This window comes from Methylobacterium mesophilicum SR1.6/6 (assembly GCF_000364445.2).
Lineage (GTDB): Bacteria > Pseudomonadota > Alphaproteobacteria > Rhizobiales > Beijerinckiaceae > Methylobacterium > Methylobacterium mesophilicum_A.
The window spans coordinates 2,478,615-2,496,239 of the sequence record NZ_CP043538.1 but is presented as its reverse complement, the minus strand read 5'-3'; the positions used below and the strand labels follow the sequence as shown (position 1 = coordinate 2,496,239).

Here is a 17,625-nt window from a genome sequence, read left to right as displayed (position 1 = left end):
TTCCCGGGGGCGGATGCGCGGAACCGTGTTGGGCCGGATCGAGTCGGGATTGGCCGGAGGGTGCAGTCAGCGATGCGGCCGGCAAACGGCGGCGCACAGGGACCCATTGGGGTCACCGCCGAGCGGCTCTCGCGTCGTCATTCTCGGCCTTGGGATCCCCGTCGCAGACACTGAATACAACATCCTGGTCTCAAGCCAGAGAGTCAACGAAAGCGCTTTCTCTACTTCCGCCTCTGCGGACAAGATTCTTCGGCCTCGCGCCGATCTGGGAGACGCTTCTGCGCCGTGGCGGCGAGGCGGGACGTAGATCGTCCTCCCGGGTTCCAGACCCTGGTCACCGACCGATCTGCGTGTAGTCTCCGGCTCCGGCGCGGTATGGGTGAACATTCTCATCGCCACCGGACGATCAGCCGTCGTTACGTTCTCAGGAGCGACGCGCCGGTGACCGCTCCGTCCTTGTCACCCCGTGTCATCCCGGGGCCGCGTCGCGGCACCCGGAATCCACACCCGCCGACGCGCCAGGTCTCAAAACCTCCGGTGTTCTTGTATTCCGGGTCTCCCTACGGCGCGCCGGATGATGGGGCGGAACGTCGTCCAAAGGCCTTCAACTGGACAGGCCGCTCTTCGCGGGCGCTGAAGATTGGCGAGGTCCTGCACGCGCTGTACATCTCGTGAGGGCGGCCAGAGTTCACCGCGTGGTCGATGAGCGAGATGGGCGATGGCGCAGCAGATCGTCGTAGTGGGCGGCGGCTTTGCCGGTCTCTGGGCCGCGGCATCCGCAGCCCGGGCGCGCGACGCGTTCGGCCTGGGCGATGCCTGCGGCGTCACCCTGATCGCGCCCAGTCCCTTCCACGTCATCCGCGTGCGCTGTTACGAGGCCGATCTGACCCCGCTGCGCGTGCCCCTCGACGACGTCCTCACGCCGATCGGCGTGCGCCGCCTCCAGGCCCGCGTCACGGAGATCGATCCGGCGGCGCACAGCGTGACGGTCGTGGACGAGCAGTCTGCCGGGCCCTCCGCGCTGCCCTACGCCCGCCTGATCCTGGCGGCCGGAAGCACCCTGCGCCGGCCGGCCGTGGCGGGCATCGCGAGCGCCTTCGACGTCGACACCTACGAGGGCGCGCAGGCTCTGGCGGCCCATATCGATCGGCTCGGCAGCACCGGTCCGGGACCGGACGAGCCGGGCCTCTGGACGGCGGTCGTCATCGGTGCCGGGCTCGTCGGGCTCGAACTCGCCTGCGAGCTCCCCGCCCGGCTCACGGCGGCCCGGGACCGGGCGGGGCGCGCCGGTCCGGTGCGGACGATCCTGATCGACCACGCGGCGCAGATCGGCAGTGCCATGGGAGAGGCTGCACAGCCCGCGATCCAGGCAGCGCTGACGGCCGCCGGTGTCGTCGGCCTCCCCGAGGCGCGCATCGCCGCGCTCGATCCCGACGGACTGACACTGGCCGATGGGACGCGCATCCCGGCGCGGACGATCGTCTGCGCGACCGGCATGGAGGCCAGCCCGCTCGCCGCCCGGCTCGGCCTGCCCCTCGATCCGCTCGGGCGCGTGCCGGTGGACCCGTACCTGCAGGTCACCGGCTGCCCGGATCTGTACGGGGCCGGCGACATCGCCGCTGCCGTCGCCGATGCGGCGGGCCATCGGACGGTGATGTCCTGCCAGCACGCGCGACCGATGGGGCGGTTCGCAGGCCACAACGCGGTCTGCGATCTCGCCGGCCTTCCGGAGCGTCGCCTGCGCTTCTCGGCCCCGGACTACGTCACGGTGCTCGACCTCGGCGATTGGGGCGCCGTCTACACCGCCGGGTGGGACCGGGGCGCGCTGGTCGCCTCCGGTGCGGCCGCCAAGGCGACCAAGCGGCTGATCAACGGCAGCCGCATCTACCCGCCCCTGGACCGCGACCCGGAGCGCATCCGGGCGGCCGCCGCACCGATCCTCCAGCCGCCGCCGGCGACGCAGGGCGCGGCCAGTCGCGGGTGAGGCCGATCACGGATTTCCGACGGCCGGACGCCGCGGCTGACGGCGTCGCCCGCGCACCACGCACGCTTCGCCCGACGGGGCCGTCATGTCGTGTCCAGCGTGCTTTGTCGCTGATCACGGCCCTGGGTTTCGTATTGCGCGCGTCGCGGCAGGATATGCGGCGTCGCCTGCGCCGGTCAGGCCGAAATTCCGGTGCCGTTTGAACGCTTTGATCTTCCGGATCCGGCGCGCAGATCTTGCCGCCGTGCGGGCTGCGGGCTTGCGAGACCGCCGCGGCATTCGTCGTGAGCCCGGCCCGGCCGATGAATTCAGGTTCGCTTCGACAGTCGATGGCGCCCGTTGCGACGGCCGAAAATTAATTCTGGTTAGGCAGAGCTTATGAAAAGCTATCGGCCGCTTTCCCGATTAACACGTCATTAACCATAGCTGTGTCTGGATCATGCCACGTCCGGCTCGAGGAAGGGCAGATAACGACATGGTCGCGGCACCGACAGCCTCCTGGTCTCATATCCTGACGCAGGTCGCGGAAAGTCTCGACCGCATCGTCGAGAAACCGTCCGCCGAAATCCTGCGGCTCAAACCCACGTTCTCCGGTGCGGACGCGCCGGCGCTGCGCCTGCGGCACGAGGGCGAGGAGCCGGCTGCGCCGGTCCTGCCGGAGCCGGCCGTCAACGATGCCAAGCCCGTCGCGGCCTCGCAGGAGGGCGATGCCGAGGACGAGTCGGTGTCGGACTGGATGAGTACCCTCGACATCATCAACGGCATGGTCGGCCTCGCCGACGAGCAGAAGCGGCGTCTGCGTAACCAGAGCGAGACGCACGACAGCGCGATCGAGATGCTCAAGCGTGAGCTGAAGGAGACGCAGCAGCGACTTCAGCTCTCCGAGATGCGGGCCCACGAGATCGAGGCCCATGCCGACATCCGGCTCCAGCGCATCCAGGCCGATGCGGATGCCCAGGTCGAGGAGATCCGCGCCGAGGCCGAGGCCCGGGTGCGGACGATCCAGGCCGAGGCGGCAGCCTGGGTGCGCGCGGCCGAGGAGCAGGTTCGTGTCGCCGAGATGCGGGCGGACACCGCGGAGAAGTGGCTGTCCCGCATCGATGCGGCGGCGAAGAACCTCCTTCTGGGTGGCCACATGAGCCAAGCCGACGCCTGAGACGAGAGGGCGTCGCCCCGATTTTCCAGACACGGGCTCCGGGATTGACGATGGAACACTCGAGATGGAACACGGCTGAGGAGCCGACCGAGCGCCAGGATTCGAGCGCGCCGGCTTCCGGAAGTGACACCTCCGCCGCGCCCGCCAACGTCGTCGTGCTGGCCGCGATTCCCACCAGCCCGCCGCCGGCCCGCGCTCCGTCGTCCGAGGCCGTTGTCGGCAAGTGGCCGAGCGTGCTGGAGCGGGTCCGCGGCGCGGCCCAGTATATCCGGCAGGTCGAGGATCGCGCGCAGGATTACGAGGTGCGCGTTCAGGAACTCCTGGAGCAGGTCCGCGCCGACATGCGCGAAGCCGACTCAAAGGTCCGTGCCGCCGAGCAGCGCACCCGCGAGATCCAGAACCGCGCGGATTCCCTGATTGGCGCAGCCGAGGAGCGGGCCCGCGCCGCCGAAGAGCGCGCCGCTTCGGCCGAGGACTGGCTGCGCCGGATCTCCGAAGCGATCGAATCCGAGTTCGTCGTCGAGCCCGCGCCGCGCAAGACCGGGACGCTGGACGTCTGACGCCGCCGGCGTCGCGGCCGGACAAGCTTCCGATCAGTCCTTCGATCAGTGACAGGAAAAGGGACGTGCGATGCCCGCGATGGACGAGGCTTTCTGGGCCAACCTCGATGCGCAGATCATCGCGCAGCGACCGGAAGGCCCGGCGCGCGTGCCGGCTGCGCCGGCGCCGCAGAGCCTGACTGTCCAGGGAGGCGCCATCGAGAACCCTGCTGCCGCCGTCCCCGTCGCACCGCGCCGGTTGGCCTCGGATTGGACCGGCGTGCTCGACACGCTGACCGCCGCCAAGAGCGCCGCCCAGCAACAGGAGCTGCGCCTGCGTGAGCAGGCGGCCGAGCAGGAGGCGTTGCTGCGGGACCTGAAACGGTCCCAGCAGGAGCTGCGCGCCTTCGAAGTGCTGCTGCGCGAGTGCAAGACCCAGGGCGAGGCGAAGCTCAGGGATTGCGAGGCGCAGGCCGAGGCGCGGCTGCAGAAACTCCAGGGGGAAGCTTCGGCGCAGCTGCAGACCATGGAGGCCCGGGCACAGGCCGCCGAACTCCGCGCGCAGGCCGCCGAGGACTGGCTGCAACGGATCGAGCAGGCGAGTCGTGACCTGATGCCGGCCGCCGAACGGGTCGCCGCCTGAATGCCGTCGCGGCGACCATGATCGGATGAGACCGTGAGCGCGATCGGTGCCCCTCACGCGTCCAAGCGGATGCTTGTCCTGGCGGGACTGGTCGCGCCGCTGCTCGGCGGCTGCGTCTCGACAATGGACCATCCCGTCGACCGGAGCTTCGCCGATCAGATCACCCGGGCGGAGCCGGCCGCATCGGAGGCGATCGCCGAGAAGCCGGTCGATGACGGCGAGTGGCGACTGCGGCTCTCGTATCTCTGAGCGGTCGACGATCGGGCGGCGGACACGGCGCCGTTTCGGACAGGGCAGCCGCGCGCAACGAACGTTTCGCCGCCGCAGTCTGGTTCGCTAAAATCCTGCCTCCTCGCGCGGCTCGGAGCTGGCCGCCCCCGGAATCGGTCGGATCGATGAGACAGGACTCCCTGCGCCTCGGCGCATTCTTCTACGCGACCGGCCACCATGTGGCGGGCTGGCGCCATCCCTCCAGCGAGGCTGACGGCGGCCTCGTCCTGGAGCGATACGTGGGCTGGGCACGCCGCGCCGAGGCCGCGAAATTCGACCTGATCTTCCTGGAGGACGGTTCGGGGATCCGCGACCTCGACCTGCGGTCGAGCGAGCGCACGGCACGCTCGACCCATTTCGAGCCGGTGACGCTGCTCTCGGCCCTGGCGGCGGTCACGAGCCGCATCGGGTTGGTGGCCACGACCTCCACGACCTTCCACGAGCCCTACAACGTCGCGCGCCGCTTCGCGTCGCTCGATCACCTCAGCGGCGGCCGCGCCGGCTGGAATCTCGTCACCTCCGCCACGGATGCCGAAGCCGCCAATTTCGGCGGCGACCGGATCGCCCGTCACGCCGACCGGTACGAGCGGGCCGAGGAGTTCGTCGACGTCGTCCTCGGCCTGTGGAACACCTGGGACGACGGCGCGGTCCTCATCGACCGGGAACGCGGGCAGTTCTCGAAGCCGGACGGCTTCCGGCCGCTCAACCACAGCGGTAAACATTTCGAAGTCCGCGGACCGCTCAACATCTCGCGTACGCCGCAGGGGCAGCCGGTTCTGGTGCAGGCCGGCGCCTCGGGCCCCGGCAAGGACCTCGCGGCGCGGACCGCGGAGATCGTCTTCACGGCAAACCAGACCCTTGAGGAGGCTGTGGCGTTCTACGGCGACCTGAAGGCGCGCATGGCGCATTTCGGCCGGTCGCCGGACGATCTGAAGATCATGCCGGGCCTCTTCCCCGTCGTCGGTCGCAGCGAGTCGGAGGCGCGATCCAAGTTCGAGGCGTTGCAGGATCTCATCGACCCTGTCGTCGGGCTCGCGTTACTCGGGCGCATGATCGGCGGCCACGATCTTTCGGGCTACGATCCCGACGGCCCTGTCCCCGATCTGCCCGAGACAGAGGGCATCAAGTCCCGCCAGCAACTGATGTTCGACCTCGCCCGCCGTGAGGGGCTGACTCTCCGCCAGCTTTACCTGCGCATCGCCGGTGCCCGCGGCCACTCGCAGATCGTCGGCACGGCCGCCCAGATCGTCGACGAGATGGAAGAGCGGTTCCGGGCCGGCGGCGCGGACGGCTTCAACATCATGCCGCCGACCCTGCCCGGTGGCCTCGACGACTTCATCGAACTGGTGCTGCCGGAACTGCGCCGCCGCGGCCTGTTCCGCACGGAGTACGAGAGCCGGACGCTGCGGGGGAATATCGGGTCCCGGCCGCCCGCGGCGTTGGCAAAGTGGCTGGCCAAGCCGCCGGCGGAGGCGCACTGAGCGCGGCGGAGACCTCTCCCGGCGGATGCCGTCCGGCGCTTGCCTCAGCGCTCTGAACGCTTTGCCGCGTAGGCCGTCAGGATCGCCGCCAGGAGCCCTGGGAAGCGGGCGTCGATCTCGGCGCAGCGGGCGTGGTTGCGCATCTCGACGCCGTGGCGTTCGCACCGGATCAGACCGGCCTCGCGCAGCACCTTGAAGTGGCTGGACAGGGACGATTTCGGGATCACCCGGTCGCCCATGGCGGAGACCGTCGCGCAGGTCTCGACGCAGCCGGCCTGCGCGATCCGGGCGAAGATCGTCGCCCGGTCGGGGTCGGAGAGCGCGTGCAGGATCGCCTCCGGCTGTACGTCGTCGATCGCGGGGTGAAGAAGCGGCCTCATCTTTCAACCATATGGGGTCTTGCGCGCGTGACCGTTAGTTCCGAAATCCCGAACTATGGGACCGAGGCGACCATCCCGGAGCCGGCCCATGTCGAAGGTACGCGCACATGTCAAAGCTGGTTGGCAAGGTCGCCGTGGTCACAGGCGCCTCGAAGGGCATCGGTGCCGCCATCGCCAAGGCCCTCGCGCAGGAAGGGGCCGCGGTCGTGGTCAATTACGTGTCCAGCAAGTCGGGCGCCGACACGGTGGTGGCGGCGATCACCGGAGCCGGAGGGAAGGCGATCGCGGTCCAAGGTGATGTCTCCAAGCGCGCCGAGGCGCAGGGTCTGATCGACGCCGCCGTGACCGCCTTCGGCCGGCTCGACATCCTCGTCAACAATTCCGGTGTCTATGAATTCGCCGCGATCGCGGAGGTCACCGAGGAGCACTACCGCAGGCAATTCGACGTCAACGTGCTCGGTGTGCTCCTCGCCACCCAGGCCGCCGCGACGCATCTCGGCGCGGGGGGCAGTATCATCAACATCTCCTCGGTGGCCGCCAGCCTCCAGCCTGCGACCACGGCCGTCTACAGCGGCACGAAAGGCGCCCTGAACGCGATCACCGGTGTCCTGGCCAACGAGCTGGCGCCGCGCAAGATCCGCGTCAACGCGGTGAGCCCGGGCTACGTGGTGACCGAAGGGACGCGCACCGCCGGCGTCACCGGCTCCGAGATGGAAGCGGGGTTGGTCGCCCAGACGCCCCTCGGCCGCGCCGGCCAGCCCGACGACATCGCCGGGGTCGTCACCTTCCTCGCCTCGGACGGCGCCCGCTGGGTGACCGGCGAGGAGATCAACGTCGGCGGCGGTATCCGCTGACGCACGGACCGCCCGCGCGCGGGCGGAAGGCCTGCGCGCGTCTCTGACCGAAACGAGTAACCAGTTTTCGCAAAGACATGGACTGCCGAATAGTCGGCGAGTGAGCGTCATCCATTTGGGTGAGGCGGTCATTACGGCCGATGCTTATTGATCGGCCGCTCCAATCCCGTCGGCGCAAGGTTGGTCCATGCCTGAGGTGCGATCGTGACCCCGGCGCAGGTTGCAAGCGTTGCCGTCGCCGCGGCATCGATCGTCCTCGCGACGGCTGCGGGCCTGGGAGCCGAAGCGGAGGAGCCGGACCCGACTCCGCTCTTCCTGCAACAATCCTGGAGCCCGGCGGACAGGGCTTGGTTCTACGGCGCGAGCCAGGGCTCGCAGATCATGCCCTACGCGTGGTTCATGTCGCTGGAGCGGCCGGACAGCCGCGACCTCTTCGTGTCGGACGGGCTGGCGCGCTTCGGCTACCTCCCGAACCCCTATGACGGGGCGGGGGAGGGCCCCGCACCGGCCTCCCCATCGGCTTCGCGAAGGATGTCGACGACCGCGGCGAGTGGATCGGCATGACCTGCGCGGCCTGCCACGTGAATCGGCTCGCGCTCCGCGGGCGGACGATCCAGATCGATGGCGGTCCCGCGGATGCGGACATGTTCGCCTTCATCGAGGAACTCGGCCGCGCGCTCTCGCAGACCACGGGTGACCCGGAGCGGTTCGCGCGCTTTGCCGACCGGGTGATCCCGCCCGAACTGTCCGCGCCGCTCCCCGGGACGTCGGAGATCGACCGCCGCCGGCTCCGAACGAGCCTCGAAACCTTCGCGCGGGACTTTTCCAGTTTCGTCGAGACGAGCCGCGCGGTGGTGCCCTGGGGCCCCGCGCGCCTCGACGCGTTCGGCATGATCTTCAACCGGGCGACGGGGCTCGACCTGCACGACCCCCGCAACATCGCCGAGCCCGACGCCCCCGTCAGCTACCCGTTCCTCTGGGACACTTCCTGGCACGACCGGGTGCAGTGGAACGGCTCGGCGCCGAACGGCCTCCCCGTCGAGCGCCTCGGCCGCAACGTGGGCGAGGTGCTCGGCGTCTTCGCCAACGCCGACATCCGTGAGCCGACCTTGCCGCCCCTGTGGTTCGCGACCTCGGCGGACCGCCTCAACCTCCTGCGGATCGAGGCGCGCCTGGGCACGCTCACGGCGCCGGCCTGGCCCGACGCGCTCGCGCCGCGCACCGCGGCGCAGAAGCAGGATGCGGTGGCCGGCAAGGTTCTCTACGATCAGTATTGCCTCTCCTGCCACGCGATCGCCAGGACGGGATCCGATCGCAGCCAGACGGTCGTCCTGACGCCGCTCGCCGCGATCGGGACCGACCCGAAGATGGCCGAGAACGCCGCGACCCGCCGCGCGCGCACCGGCATCCTCGAAGGTGTCCGGATGCCCTTCCTGGCGACGACCCCGCCGCTGCCGGCGGAAACCCTCAGCCTCGATCTCGTGTCGACGATCGTCGCCGGTGCAATCCTGGCGCCCATCGACCGGGCGCCGGACCTGTCCCAGGTCCGCGCCGACCAGACCGCGATCATCGATCGCCTCCTCCCGCGTGGGGCCGCCGCGGCCGCAAACGAGAACACGCTGCTCAACGATGTGTCGCCCTCCGGCGGCAAGGATCTGGTCGCCGGATACGTCGAGCGCCGGGCGGATCGCGATCTCCGGGTCTACAAGGCCCGGCCCCTCGACGGGATCTGGGCGACAGGCCCGTTCCTGCACAACGGCTCCGTGCCCAACCTGTACGAACTCCTGCTCCCCGCCGAGCGCCGATCCAAGACGTTCCGCGTCGGGAGCCGCGAGCTGGACGAGGACCGCATCGGCTTCCGATCGGACATCGGCCCGTTTCTGTTCGACACGACGAGGCCCGGGAACGCCAACCGGGGCCACGAGGGTGCCGCCTACGGCACCGAGCAACTCGACGATGGGCAAAGACGCCAGCTTCTGGAATATTTACGCACGCTCTGAGCCCTCGATATTGCGTGCGGTTTTCCTGTACAACAGTATTGGCTCGTCGCGGATCGCTGATTCTGATCGGGGGAAGGTATCGTTCGGTTCTGGCAACCTGTCACTCACCGTGGAGTGTGGCGATGGAGGAACTTGAGGTCTATTCCCGCCTGATCGGGTCGATCTACGACCGGGTCGGGCAACCGGACGAGTGGCCGGAGCTCCTCGAAGATCTGACCGGCTTCGTCGGCGGCCGGGTCGGCCAGCTGGCGGTCTTCAGCCTCGACGGGACCCGCAAGCCCATGTGGGCGGTCTCGGGCTTCGACCGGACGCAGTACCGCACCTTCCTCTACCGTCACGCCACGGAGGACCCGCGCCTTCCCTACATCCTGTCGAACCAGGGCAAGGTGATCCGCGCCGAGGAGGGCGTGGACCCGGCCCAGTTCCGCGAGACCGCCCTGTTCAAGGAAGTCGTGCGGCCGTTCGGGATCGAGCACAGCCTCGTGACCTACTTCGCCAAGGAGGCCGACGTCATGGCGACGCTCGCCGCCATGCGCGACGAGGAGGCCGGGCCGTTCCAGTCCGCCGAGGTGCGCCGCCTCGCGATGCTCGTGCCACATCTCCGGCGCGCCTTCGAGTTCTATGCGCTGATGCGACAGGCCTCGGAACGGTCCTCGGACCTCGCCTCCGCCCTCGACCTGCTGGACGCCGCGGTGATCCTGACGGATTCTCGCTTGCGGGTCGCGCACGCCAACCGCGCCGCCGAGGAGCTGGCGAAGTCCCGCACGGGCCTGTCTCTCGACAAGGGCAGCCTCGCCCTGAAGGACGGCCACTGCTCCCGCCGGATCGCGCGCGCCGCCAGCGAGGCGCTTGCCGCGGCCAGCGGCGATGCCACGATCACGCAGGCCGACCATATCGCGATCACCTGCAGCGAGAGCGGCACGCCGTACCGGGTCTCGCTGCACCCGCTCTCGAAGCGGCCTGCGGGAACCGGGTCACGGGTCAAGGCGGAGCTCGCGGTGGTGATCCGCAGCGGATCGCCGAAGACGCAGGAGAGTTCCGCGGTTCGCCTGCAGCGCCTCTTCGGCCTGACCACCGCCGAGGCGATCCTCGCCAACGCGGTCGCCTCCGGGCGCTCCCTCAATGCCCACGCCCAGGATCGCGGGATCGCGATCTCGACCGTCCGGACACAGCTCCGGGCGCTCTTCGCCAAGACGGAGACGCACCGGCAGGGTGAGCTCGTCGCGCGCCTGCGGGAGGGCTTGGACATTTCCCTTCACTGAGGCCGTGGGCGCGTCCAAAAATTTGGCGAGGAGCGAGCGATGCGCATGCGGAGTGACACGCCAGACGCCCCCTGTCTCGAGACCCTGCTCGACCTGCCGGCGGACGCGCGCTGGCCGGTCGCCCGAGACTGGATCGAGCGTGTACCGCGGCCGTTCTTCGCGCAGCTGCGCGAACGGCGGCCGGTGCTGGATTGCGGTGCGGTCGTCCTCGTCGCCAAGCGCGCCGCGGTCGCCGAGATCCTGTCATTACCGAGCGTCTTCTCGGTCGCGCTCTACAAGCCCAAGATGGGCACCTTCATGCTGGCCCTCGACAACACCGAGGTGAATTACCGCGACAAGGCTGTGATGCGGGCCGTGCTGTCCTGGGGCGACCTTCCGGCGATCCGCGACCTCGCCGGATCCCTCACCGACGCGGCCCTCGACGCCGGCGCGGGAGCGGTCGATGTCGTCGCGGCGATCTCGCGCATGGTGCCACTGCGGATCGTTCAGCGCGCCTTCGGCATCGCCGCGCCGGACGGCGACATGCTGCGCTGGTCGTACGCGAACCAGCTCGACCAGTTCAACAACCTCCCTTTCGACGGGCGCCCCGACGCCGACGCGGTCCAGGCCGCGGCGGCCCAGGCCCGCGAGGAGATGCGGGCCGCCTTCGCGTCGCTCATACCGGCGCGCTTGGCGGCCCTTGAGGCCGGGGCCGAGGTGCCGGACGACAGCCTCACGCGGCTCCTGCGGCTGCGCCTGCCGTCCGCCGCGGGCTTCGGCATGGACCGCGTCGTCATCAACGTCGGCGGGCTGCTCATCGGCGCCATCGAGACGACCTCGGAGGTGGCGGTGAATGCCCTCGCGGAGATCCTCGGGCGGGCGGACGTGTACGCGTCGGCGCGCGCCGCGGCCGCGGAGGGCCCCGCTGCCTTCGACGGCTACGTCTGGGAGGCGCTGCGCTTCGCGCCGATCGTGGCCTTCATGTTCCGGCAGGCCGAGTCAGACCACGTTCTCTGTCGCGGCGGCCCGCAGGAAGCCCAGATCCGGAGGGGCCAGGTCGTGCTGCCGCTCAGCCTCTCGGCGATGTTCGACGCCGATTGGGTGCCGGAACCCGAGCGGTTCGACGCGGCGCGGCCGGACCACGCCTACCTGCATTTCGGGCTCGGCCACCACGAGTGCCTGGGCCGCTACGTGGCCGGTGCCATGATCCCCGAGATCGTGCGCCGGATCCTGCTCCGTGACGGCCTTCGCGCCCTCGGACCGGTGGGGGATGGCGGCACGCCGTTCCCGACATCCTTCCGGATCGCCTACGGGGCGGTCGCGTCTCCTTGAACGGGGATGTGAGGATCCGCGCCGGCCGCCTCGGCCTTCAAACGCCCGCGAAACCGCAGCCCTGACCGCCGCATGGGGCGGCGCCGTGGGTGGCGTTTGGGGTGGCGGTTGTGGTCGGTGGCCTACCGCAGCGCGAGACGCCGCTGCAGCAGGCCTGTTCGACGGTCAGCCAGAGAACGACCCAAAACCCTCAAAGGCATTGGTTGGCTTCGCGACCGGTGTCGATTCTTCTGAAGTCTTGGTGTCACCCTCCGACGTCTTTCCGGGTGACGGCTCTCGTTGATCTGATTGTGTCTGGTCTGAGACAGAGGCGAGCGACGCGACTAAGCGTTCGGGCTGCGTGTCTAACGTCATCCAAACTCCTCGAGCATAGGCCGAATCAGCGGCCAAGCTTTAGGTATATCAAGCGCCACGGATCGCAAAATCTGCCCGTTCGTGCGCCTGCGGCGGGCGGTTCGGCGCCGACCTGGGTCAGCCGCGCTCCCCGCGGTGCGGCTCGCGCGCGCGACCCTTGAGGAACTTGCCGACAGCGATGCCGAGCGGAAGCGAGAGCAGCGTCCAGTTCCTCAGGAACCGCAGGACCTTCAACACGCGCGATCTCCCGCTGGCCGGCTCGGCGTCGTCGGCGCGAACCACAAGGCCTCGGCCGACGCGCCGACCGGCCTGTTCCGACCGAAGATGCACCGCCGTGGCCAGCGGGTAAATCTGCCCGCTCCCCATGCCGACAACGCAGCGCGAGTTACCCCCTGTCCAGTCCCGCATCGTCACGGCTGCGAAGAGCGGGATGACCGAGAGCGACGGGACGACCCACGTCGCCGCCATCGACGCCGTGCCGCCGACCGGAGCCTTCGAGGCCTACCGGCGGATCGCCACGCTCAGGACACCCATGTGCTGAGCCGCCGTGCGGGATCGCGGCTCCCCGACAGGGAGCGCCGAGGCTGTTCCTGCTTCCGCGTTCCTCAAGCGGTCCTGTTCCGACGCCTCGGAGCCGGTTGGATCCGGTAGCGCTGCGAGCCCGAGGGCAGGCGGTTCGCGATCGTGTCCTGCCGCTCGCCCCGCAGAACGGCCACGATGTCGTCGCGGACCGGCGGGAAGAGACGGTAGTATTGGTGGCCCTGGAAATCCTGCTGCGTGTCGATGACGTCGCTGACGTCGACGGCGGTCACCTTGTCGCTGATCGGCCCCATGTTTTCCGGGCCATTCACGCCGAGCCGCGGTCCGTTGAACTTGGTCTTGTCACTCAACGTCGACAGGATCCAGTCGCGCGGCGTGTGATAGACGGTGACGCGGTTACCCAGCCTGGGAAGGTAGCGCAGCTCGCGCGGATCCTCGAAGGCGTCCTCGTCCTCGTCTCCGGCGGCGAGAATGATCTGATCGAAGGTGCGTCGCAGACGATTCGGGTCCGGTCCTTCCGTGGGGAGCGCGATGAGCGCCGGAAAGGCCGGCTCCGACGCTGCCGGACCAGGGCCCTCCAGGCTTCGCGCAAATTCGCGCGGTTCGCCCTGCGGGGCTTCGAGGAGAGCCTGCACGGCATGCCGCAAGGCGAAGACGCCCATGCTGTGGCAGAGGAGATGGAGCGGCTGTCGGCACAGGTCGTCGGGTCCGAGCCCATCCAGGAAATCGTAGAGGATCCGCAGCGTCCGCGCGATCGCCACGCCGGAGGCGCGGGCCGTGGCGCGGTCGTGGAAGTAGTCCCGGTAGGGCAACGGGGTCGGCAGGGCCGACCCGATCGACGGCCACGTGAACGAGAACACGTTCGCGTCGATGCCGTAGAAGTCCACGATCCAGGCGGCTCGCTCGATGGCATCCCTGAACGTGTTCGAGAAGCCGTGGATGTGGATGAGGGTCGCGCGGCCACCGGTCTTCATATCGTCGCGCAGCTGGTCGAAGATCGTACGGCTGCCGCGTTGGATATTCGGTCCGATGAGCTGCTCGGGCGCGACCTGAAGCGAACCGGGGACGAAAGTGGCGCCGGTGCCGGCGATGCGCGCCTGTGCGCTGCCGAACCGCACCGCGGTGCCGTCGATCGGGCCGAGCTCCGAGCCGAAATCCGTGATCTGCGTGCCGCTCGGATCGGTCAACGGCACGCGGTTCGTCGCAAAGTAGACCGTGACCGTCCGTGCCATCTGCCAAGTACTCCCATCCGGGACGCAGGTGAAAAGCCTCTCGATCACGACCTGCGAGGGTGTCCCTCAGCACCGGCGTCCACGACGCCGCGCGGAGCGGGACGAGCGCGGCCCCTTCATCCAGGAACTCGGATAGGCTGGCCGCCTCACCGCCTGGACCCAAGCGTCCGGATCGCACACTTCACTGCTCTGCGAGTCGATTTGATACTCTGTACCGATCACAATCATGGCGTCAATTCGCGGCCATGATTGACAATTTATAGCTTAAACAATGGATTTACATTGCAAATGCAATCATCGCTATGTGTATCCAAGCAGTGATCCTGGCACCGGCGCCCTGCGCGATCGGTCACGTCGCCGTGCCGCCCGCACGCGGCCGCGAGCCGGCGCATCATCCGCGGCGTTCAGGATGGCAGTCGGTGGCGAGATTGAGGGTCACGGTGCAGAGGAGCGTCCCGCGCTCGTCGCGGACGTATGCCGTGAAGGCGCGCTGGCCATCTTCGGGCGGCGGTTCGCGGCCGATGTCCGGGAGGGCCGCGATCGCCGCGTTCCGTGCGGCCAGGAGATCCTGATAGTGGGCTCCCTCGTCGTCCCGCAGGCACACCTGACCATCCTCGTAGTCGATAAAATAGCGAGGCATCACGATGCGCGGGCTGGTTGACGCTGACGGTTCCGCACGGAGAAACCGTGCGAACGCAAAAAGTTGCATGGATTAAGGCGCGCAGAATGCGTGCGCGGCCAAGCTGATGAAAGTCACGGACCTTTCCGGCTTCGGGGCAGTATTGACCAGACAGCGGCGCAAGCGTTGCGGTATGGTCGTTCTCAGGCCGAACAGGACCGACCCGCCAACGCCCCATGATCCCCGACGTCGATTCGCTCCTCAGCGGCAACCTGCTCCTCAGCGCCCTGCGCATACCCGATCTCGCCCTGCTCAAGCCTCACCTCGAACTGCGGGACTACGCCCGCGGTGAAGCGCTGTTCGAGGCCGGTGAGGACGTCGGCTTCATCTCCTTCCCGCTCGGACAGTGTGTCGCCGCCCTGGTGATCGGACTGCAGGATGGCCGCGCGGTGGAGACTGCCACGGTGGGGCGCGAGGGCGCGATCGGCGGCGTGGTGAGTCAGGGATCGCTGCCGGCTTTCAGCCGGGCTGTCGTGCAGGTGCCCGGCTCCGTGCTGCGCATCGAGGCCGCCGTGCTGCAGCAGATCAAGCAGACCTCGCCGGGGCTGCGCAACCTGATGACCCGCTACTCCGACTGCCTGCTCGCCCAGGTTCTTCAGTCGGTTGCCTGCAACGCCAGCCACACCATCGAGGCCCGCTGCGCGCGTTGGCTGCTGAGCCTGCAGGACCGCCTGGACACCGATGTGCTCCCGATCACCCACGAGGTGCTGGCAGAATTGCTGGGTGTGCAGCGCTCCTACCTGTCGCGCGCGCTGCGCACCCTTCAGCAGCAGGGACTGATCCAAGTGCGGCGTGGGCGGATCATCATCGTCGGCCGGCGCGCTGTGGAAGAGGCCGCCTGCGAGTGCCACGGTGCGGTCAAGCGGCATTTCGAAGTCGTTCTGGGCGCGGTCTACAGCCCGAGCGGGGCGCTCGTGTCCCTCCGCAAGGTGCCGAACGATGACGGTCCGATGTATCAGGCAGTCTGAACACGCGCGGCGCGACGAACACCTCCTCATGCTTGCTTGCCGGAATGGTCGAAGACTCTGACATGTGGTCCGGCGGGACCGGACAGGACTTTGACGATCTCCTCCGTCTGGCGGCCGGACTGTGCAAGGTCGCGCGCGCCCTCATCTGCCTGCAGGCCGGCGAGCGCCTGCTCCTCCGCGCCAGCTACAGTGCGGCCGCGGGCAGTGCCGCGCCGGTTCCGTCCATCCGCGACGGGGCGGGCGTTCCGGCGGATCTAATGGTCGTGGCCGACCTGCGGACAGCGCCGGAACGGGACCGGCTGCCGGTCGTGCTCGACGGACCCGAGCGGTTCTGCGTGGCGGTGCCGCTGCATGCGGGTCCGGGTCACGCTCTGGGCGTGATCATCCTGCTGGACGATGCTCCGCGCCCTGGCGGCCTTACCGAGGCGGAGCAGGCCTGCCTCCGCGGCCTTGCGCGGCAAGGGGTGCGCACTCTCGAGAGCCGGCATGCCGCGCAGGAACAGCGGAGCCAGCAGATCCTGCATCAGCGGATCCTCGACAGCGTGACCGACTCCGCCATCATCGCGGTGGACCGGCAGGGCCGGGTGACCCGCTGGAACATCGGCGCCGAGCGGATCCTGGGCTGGCGCGAGAACGCGATGCTGGGTCAGTCCGCGCACGTGCTGTTCACGCCCGAGGATCGGGCGAGCGGCCGGCCGGAGATCGAGATGGCGCTGGCGCTGAAGACCGGCCGCGCGACCGACGAGCGGTGGTATCTGCGCAAGACGGGCGAGCGCTTCTTCGCCAGCAGCGAGACGACGCCGCTCACGGATGAGGCCGGCGCCGTACTGGGCTTCCTCAAGATCTTGCGTGACCGCAGCCAGCAGCGTGCCGACGAGGCGGCCTTGCACAAGGTTCAGGACCAGCTGCGCCTGGCCGTGGCGGCCACCGATGTCGGGATCTTCGACTATGACCTCGTCACCGGCCATCTCGGCTGGGACTCGCGGATGTGCGCCCTGTTCGGTCTGCCGCCGGATGCGACGGTCGATTACGAGACCTTCCTGGCCGGCCTGCACCCGGACGACCGCGCCTGGGTCGACGAGGCGGTGAAGGCCGTGCTCGATCCGCGCGGTAACGGCACCTACGACATCGCCTACCGCACCGTCGGGCTGGAGGACGGCGTCGAGCGCTGGGTGGCGGCCAAGGGACAGGTGTTCTTCGCGGAGGGGCGCGCCGTGCGCTTCATCGGGACCGTGCACGACATCACCGCGCGCAAGCGCGCCGAGGAGCACCAGCGGCTGCTGACGGCCGAATTGCAGCACCGGGTCAAGAACACCCTGGCGATGGTCCAGGCGATCGCCAGCCAGACGCTGCGCGGCGCCGCCGACCTCGACGAGGCCCGGGAAGCCTTCGCCGCCCGGCTGATCTCGCTGGGGCGTGCGCACGACATCCTGACTCAGGCGAGCTGGACCGAGGCGCCCATCGCCGACCTCGTGGCCGGCGCGCTGATGGCGCACCGGGACGCGAGCGGCGCGCGTATCCGCACCGGCGGCCCGAATGTGCTGTTGGCGGCCAAGCCCGCCCTGTCGCTGGCCCTCGCGCTGCATGAGCTGGCGACCAACGCGGCCAAGTACGGAGCCCTGTCGACGGAGGGCGGCTTCATCGATCTCCGCTGGCGCGTGACGGACGAGGACACGGTGCCCCGGTTCTGCCTGACCTGGTCCGAGCACGGAGGGCCGCCGATCCTGACTCCGCCGACCCGGCGCGGTTTCGGCTCGCGCCTCATCGAGCGCAGCTTCGCCGCCGAGGTGCAGGGCGAGGTCGCGATGACCTATGCGCCGACGGGACTGGTCTGCCGGCTCGAAGCGCCTCTGGCCTGGATACAGGAGTAGCGCGCCTGCCCCGGCAGCGCGGACCACGCCCGTGGCGTCCGGCTCAGGCGCGCGGCGCAGCCGTCCCGGAACAATGGCCCGCCGCTGCTGTTCCGTTCCGC

At 69.2% G+C, this 17,625-nt stretch carries 16 protein-coding genes; 13 read left to right on the top strand and 3 right to left on the bottom strand.

Annotation, left to right across the window (positions count from 1 at the left end; all coding sequences use genetic code 11):
• Positions 1–718 precede the first annotated feature (718 nt).
• The 6 genes from MMSR116_RS11880 to MMSR116_RS11855 all read left to right on the top strand — a co-directional run bounded on the left by MMSR116_RS11880 (position 719) and on the right by MMSR116_RS11855 (position 6,073).
• Entirely contained in the window at positions 719–1,984 is a 1,266-nt protein-coding gene (locus MMSR116_RS11880) for an NAD(P)/FAD-dependent oxidoreductase (protein WP_010682934.1), read from the top strand.
• Between the two features lie 475 nt (positions 1,985–2,459).
• Positions 2,460–3,140: a divIVA protein gene (locus MMSR116_RS11875; protein ID WP_010682935.1), complete on the top strand. Its 681-nt coding sequence runs from the start codon at positions 2,460–2,462 to the stop codon at positions 3,138–3,140.
• Positions 3,141–3,190: 50 nt separating this feature from the next.
• Positions 3,191–3,700: a hypothetical protein gene (locus MMSR116_RS11870; RefSeq protein ID WP_010682936.1), complete on the top strand. Its 510-nt coding sequence runs from the start codon at positions 3,191–3,193 to the stop codon at positions 3,698–3,700.
• Between the two features lie 79 nt (positions 3,701–3,779).
• Entirely contained in the window at positions 3,780–4,322 is a 543-nt protein-coding gene (locus MMSR116_RS11865; RefSeq protein ID WP_039892671.1) for a hypothetical protein, read from the top strand.
• Between the two features lie 33 nt (positions 4,323–4,355).
• Positions 4,356–4,571 (top strand): hypothetical protein, encoded by a 216-nt coding sequence (locus MMSR116_RS11860; protein ID WP_158168866.1) that lies wholly within the window; start codon positions 4,356–4,358, stop codon positions 4,569–4,571.
• A 146-nt stretch (positions 4,572–4,717) separates the two neighbouring features.
• On the top strand, positions 4,718–6,073 hold the full coding sequence (locus tag MMSR116_RS11855; protein WP_010682939.1) for an LLM class flavin-dependent oxidoreductase: 1,356 nt from the start codon (positions 4,718–4,720) through the stop codon (positions 6,071–6,073).
• Positions 6,074–6,117: 44 nt separating this feature from the next.
• On the opposite strand, the gene MMSR116_RS11850 is transcribed toward MMSR116_RS11855, so the two are convergent.
• Entirely contained in the window at positions 6,118–6,453 is a 336-nt protein-coding gene (locus MMSR116_RS11850; protein WP_010682940.1) for an ArsR/SmtB family transcription factor, read from the bottom strand.
• Positions 6,454–6,560: 107 nt separating this feature from the next.
• On the opposite strand from MMSR116_RS11850, the gene MMSR116_RS11845 reads away from it, so the two are divergent.
• The 5 genes from MMSR116_RS11845 (at position 6,561) to MMSR116_RS11830 (ending at position 11,880) form a co-directional block, all read left to right on the top strand.
• On the top strand, positions 6,561–7,307 hold the full coding sequence (locus MMSR116_RS11845; RefSeq protein WP_010682941.1) for a glucose 1-dehydrogenase: 747 nt from the start codon (positions 6,561–6,563) through the stop codon (positions 7,305–7,307).
• A 204-nt stretch (positions 7,308–7,511) separates the two neighbouring features.
• Entirely contained in the window at positions 7,512–7,871 is a 360-nt protein-coding gene (locus tag MMSR116_RS31860; RefSeq protein ID WP_244625646.1) for a hypothetical protein, read from the top strand.
• Positions 7,868–9,307, top strand: a complete 1,440-nt coding sequence (locus tag MMSR116_RS11840) for a di-heme-cytochrome C peroxidase (RefSeq protein ID WP_244625645.1) — start codon at positions 7,868–7,870, stop codon at positions 9,305–9,307. Before MMSR116_RS31860 ends, MMSR116_RS11840 begins: the two co-directional genes overlap by 4 nt.
• A gap of 122 nt (positions 9,308–9,429) precedes the next feature.
• Complete coding sequence (locus MMSR116_RS11835) at positions 9,430–10,569, top strand: helix-turn-helix transcriptional regulator (RefSeq protein WP_010682943.1); 1,140 nt, start codon at positions 9,430–9,432, stop codon at positions 10,567–10,569.
• 39 nt (positions 10,570–10,608) lie between these two features.
• Complete coding sequence (locus tag MMSR116_RS11830) at positions 10,609–11,880, top strand: cytochrome P450 (RefSeq protein WP_010682944.1); 1,272 nt, start codon at positions 10,609–10,611, stop codon at positions 11,878–11,880.
• 959 nt (positions 11,881–12,839) lie between these two features.
• Here the strand turns inward: MMSR116_RS11830 and MMSR116_RS11825 are convergent.
• The gene (locus tag MMSR116_RS11825; protein WP_010682947.1) at positions 12,840–14,006 is read right to left on the bottom strand and encodes an alpha/beta fold hydrolase; all 1,167 of its coding nucleotides are present in this window, start codon (positions 14,004–14,006) and stop codon (positions 12,840–12,842) included.
• Positions 14,007–14,397: 391 nt separating this feature from the next.
• Positions 14,398–14,646: a DUF6894 family protein gene (locus MMSR116_RS11820; RefSeq protein ID WP_010682948.1), complete on the bottom strand. Its 249-nt coding sequence runs from the start codon at positions 14,644–14,646 to the stop codon at positions 14,398–14,400.
• A 215-nt stretch (positions 14,647–14,861) separates the two neighbouring features.
• Between MMSR116_RS11820 and MMSR116_RS11815 the strand changes: the two genes are divergently transcribed.
• Together MMSR116_RS11815 and MMSR116_RS11810 are read left to right on the top strand one after the other, a co-directional pair.
• Positions 14,862–15,653 carry a Crp/Fnr family transcriptional regulator gene (locus MMSR116_RS11815; protein ID WP_010682949.1) on the top strand — a complete coding sequence of 264 codons (792 nt, stop codon included), beginning with the start codon at positions 14,862–14,864 and terminating at the stop codon, positions 15,651–15,653.
• 62 nt (positions 15,654–15,715) lie between these two features.
• A complete protein-coding gene (locus MMSR116_RS11810) occupies positions 15,716–17,524 on the top strand; it encodes a sensor histidine kinase (RefSeq protein ID WP_010682950.1) in 1,809 nt (602 codons plus the stop codon).
• The last annotated feature ends 101 nt before the right edge of the window (positions 17,525–17,625 follow it).

Coding starts and splice junctions, on each gene's coding strand:
- MMSR116_RS11850 (WP_010682940.1), bottom strand. CDS start 6,453: ATGAGGCCGCTTCTTCACCCCGCGATCGACGACGTACAGCCGGAGGCG.
- MMSR116_RS11820 (WP_010682948.1), bottom strand. CDS start 14,646: ATGCCTCGCTATTTTATCGACTACGAGGATGGTCAGGTGTGCCTGCGG.
- MMSR116_RS11810 (WP_010682950.1), top strand. CDS start 15,716: ATGTGGTCCGGCGGGACCGGACAGGACTTTGACGATCTCCTCCGTCTG.
- MMSR116_RS11865 (WP_039892671.1), top strand. CDS start 3,780: ATGGACGAGGCTTTCTGGGCCAACCTCGATGCGCAGATCATCGCGCAG.
- MMSR116_RS11880 (WP_010682934.1), top strand. CDS start 719: ATGGCGCAGCAGATCGTCGTAGTGGGCGGCGGCTTTGCCGGTCTCTGG.
- MMSR116_RS11840 (WP_244625645.1), top strand. CDS start 7,868: ATGACCTGCGCGGCCTGCCACGTGAATCGGCTCGCGCTCCGCGGGCGG.
- MMSR116_RS11830 (WP_010682944.1), top strand. CDS start 10,609: ATGCGCATGCGGAGTGACACGCCAGACGCCCCCTGTCTCGAGACCCTG.
- MMSR116_RS11825 (WP_010682947.1), bottom strand. CDS start 14,006: ATGGCACGGACGGTCACGGTCTACTTTGCGACGAACCGCGTGCCGTTG.
- MMSR116_RS11875 (WP_010682935.1), top strand. CDS start 2,460: ATGGTCGCGGCACCGACAGCCTCCTGGTCTCATATCCTGACGCAGGTC.
- MMSR116_RS11815 (WP_010682949.1), top strand. CDS start 14,862: ATGATCCCCGACGTCGATTCGCTCCTCAGCGGCAACCTGCTCCTCAGC.
- MMSR116_RS11855 (WP_010682939.1), top strand. CDS start 4,718: ATGAGACAGGACTCCCTGCGCCTCGGCGCATTCTTCTACGCGACCGGC.
- MMSR116_RS11870 (WP_010682936.1), top strand. CDS start 3,191: ATGGAACACTCGAGATGGAACACGGCTGAGGAGCCGACCGAGCGCCAG.
- MMSR116_RS11845 (WP_010682941.1), top strand. CDS start 6,561: ATGTCAAAGCTGGTTGGCAAGGTCGCCGTGGTCACAGGCGCCTCGAAG.
- MMSR116_RS11835 (WP_010682943.1), top strand. CDS start 9,430: ATGGAGGAACTTGAGGTCTATTCCCGCCTGATCGGGTCGATCTACGAC.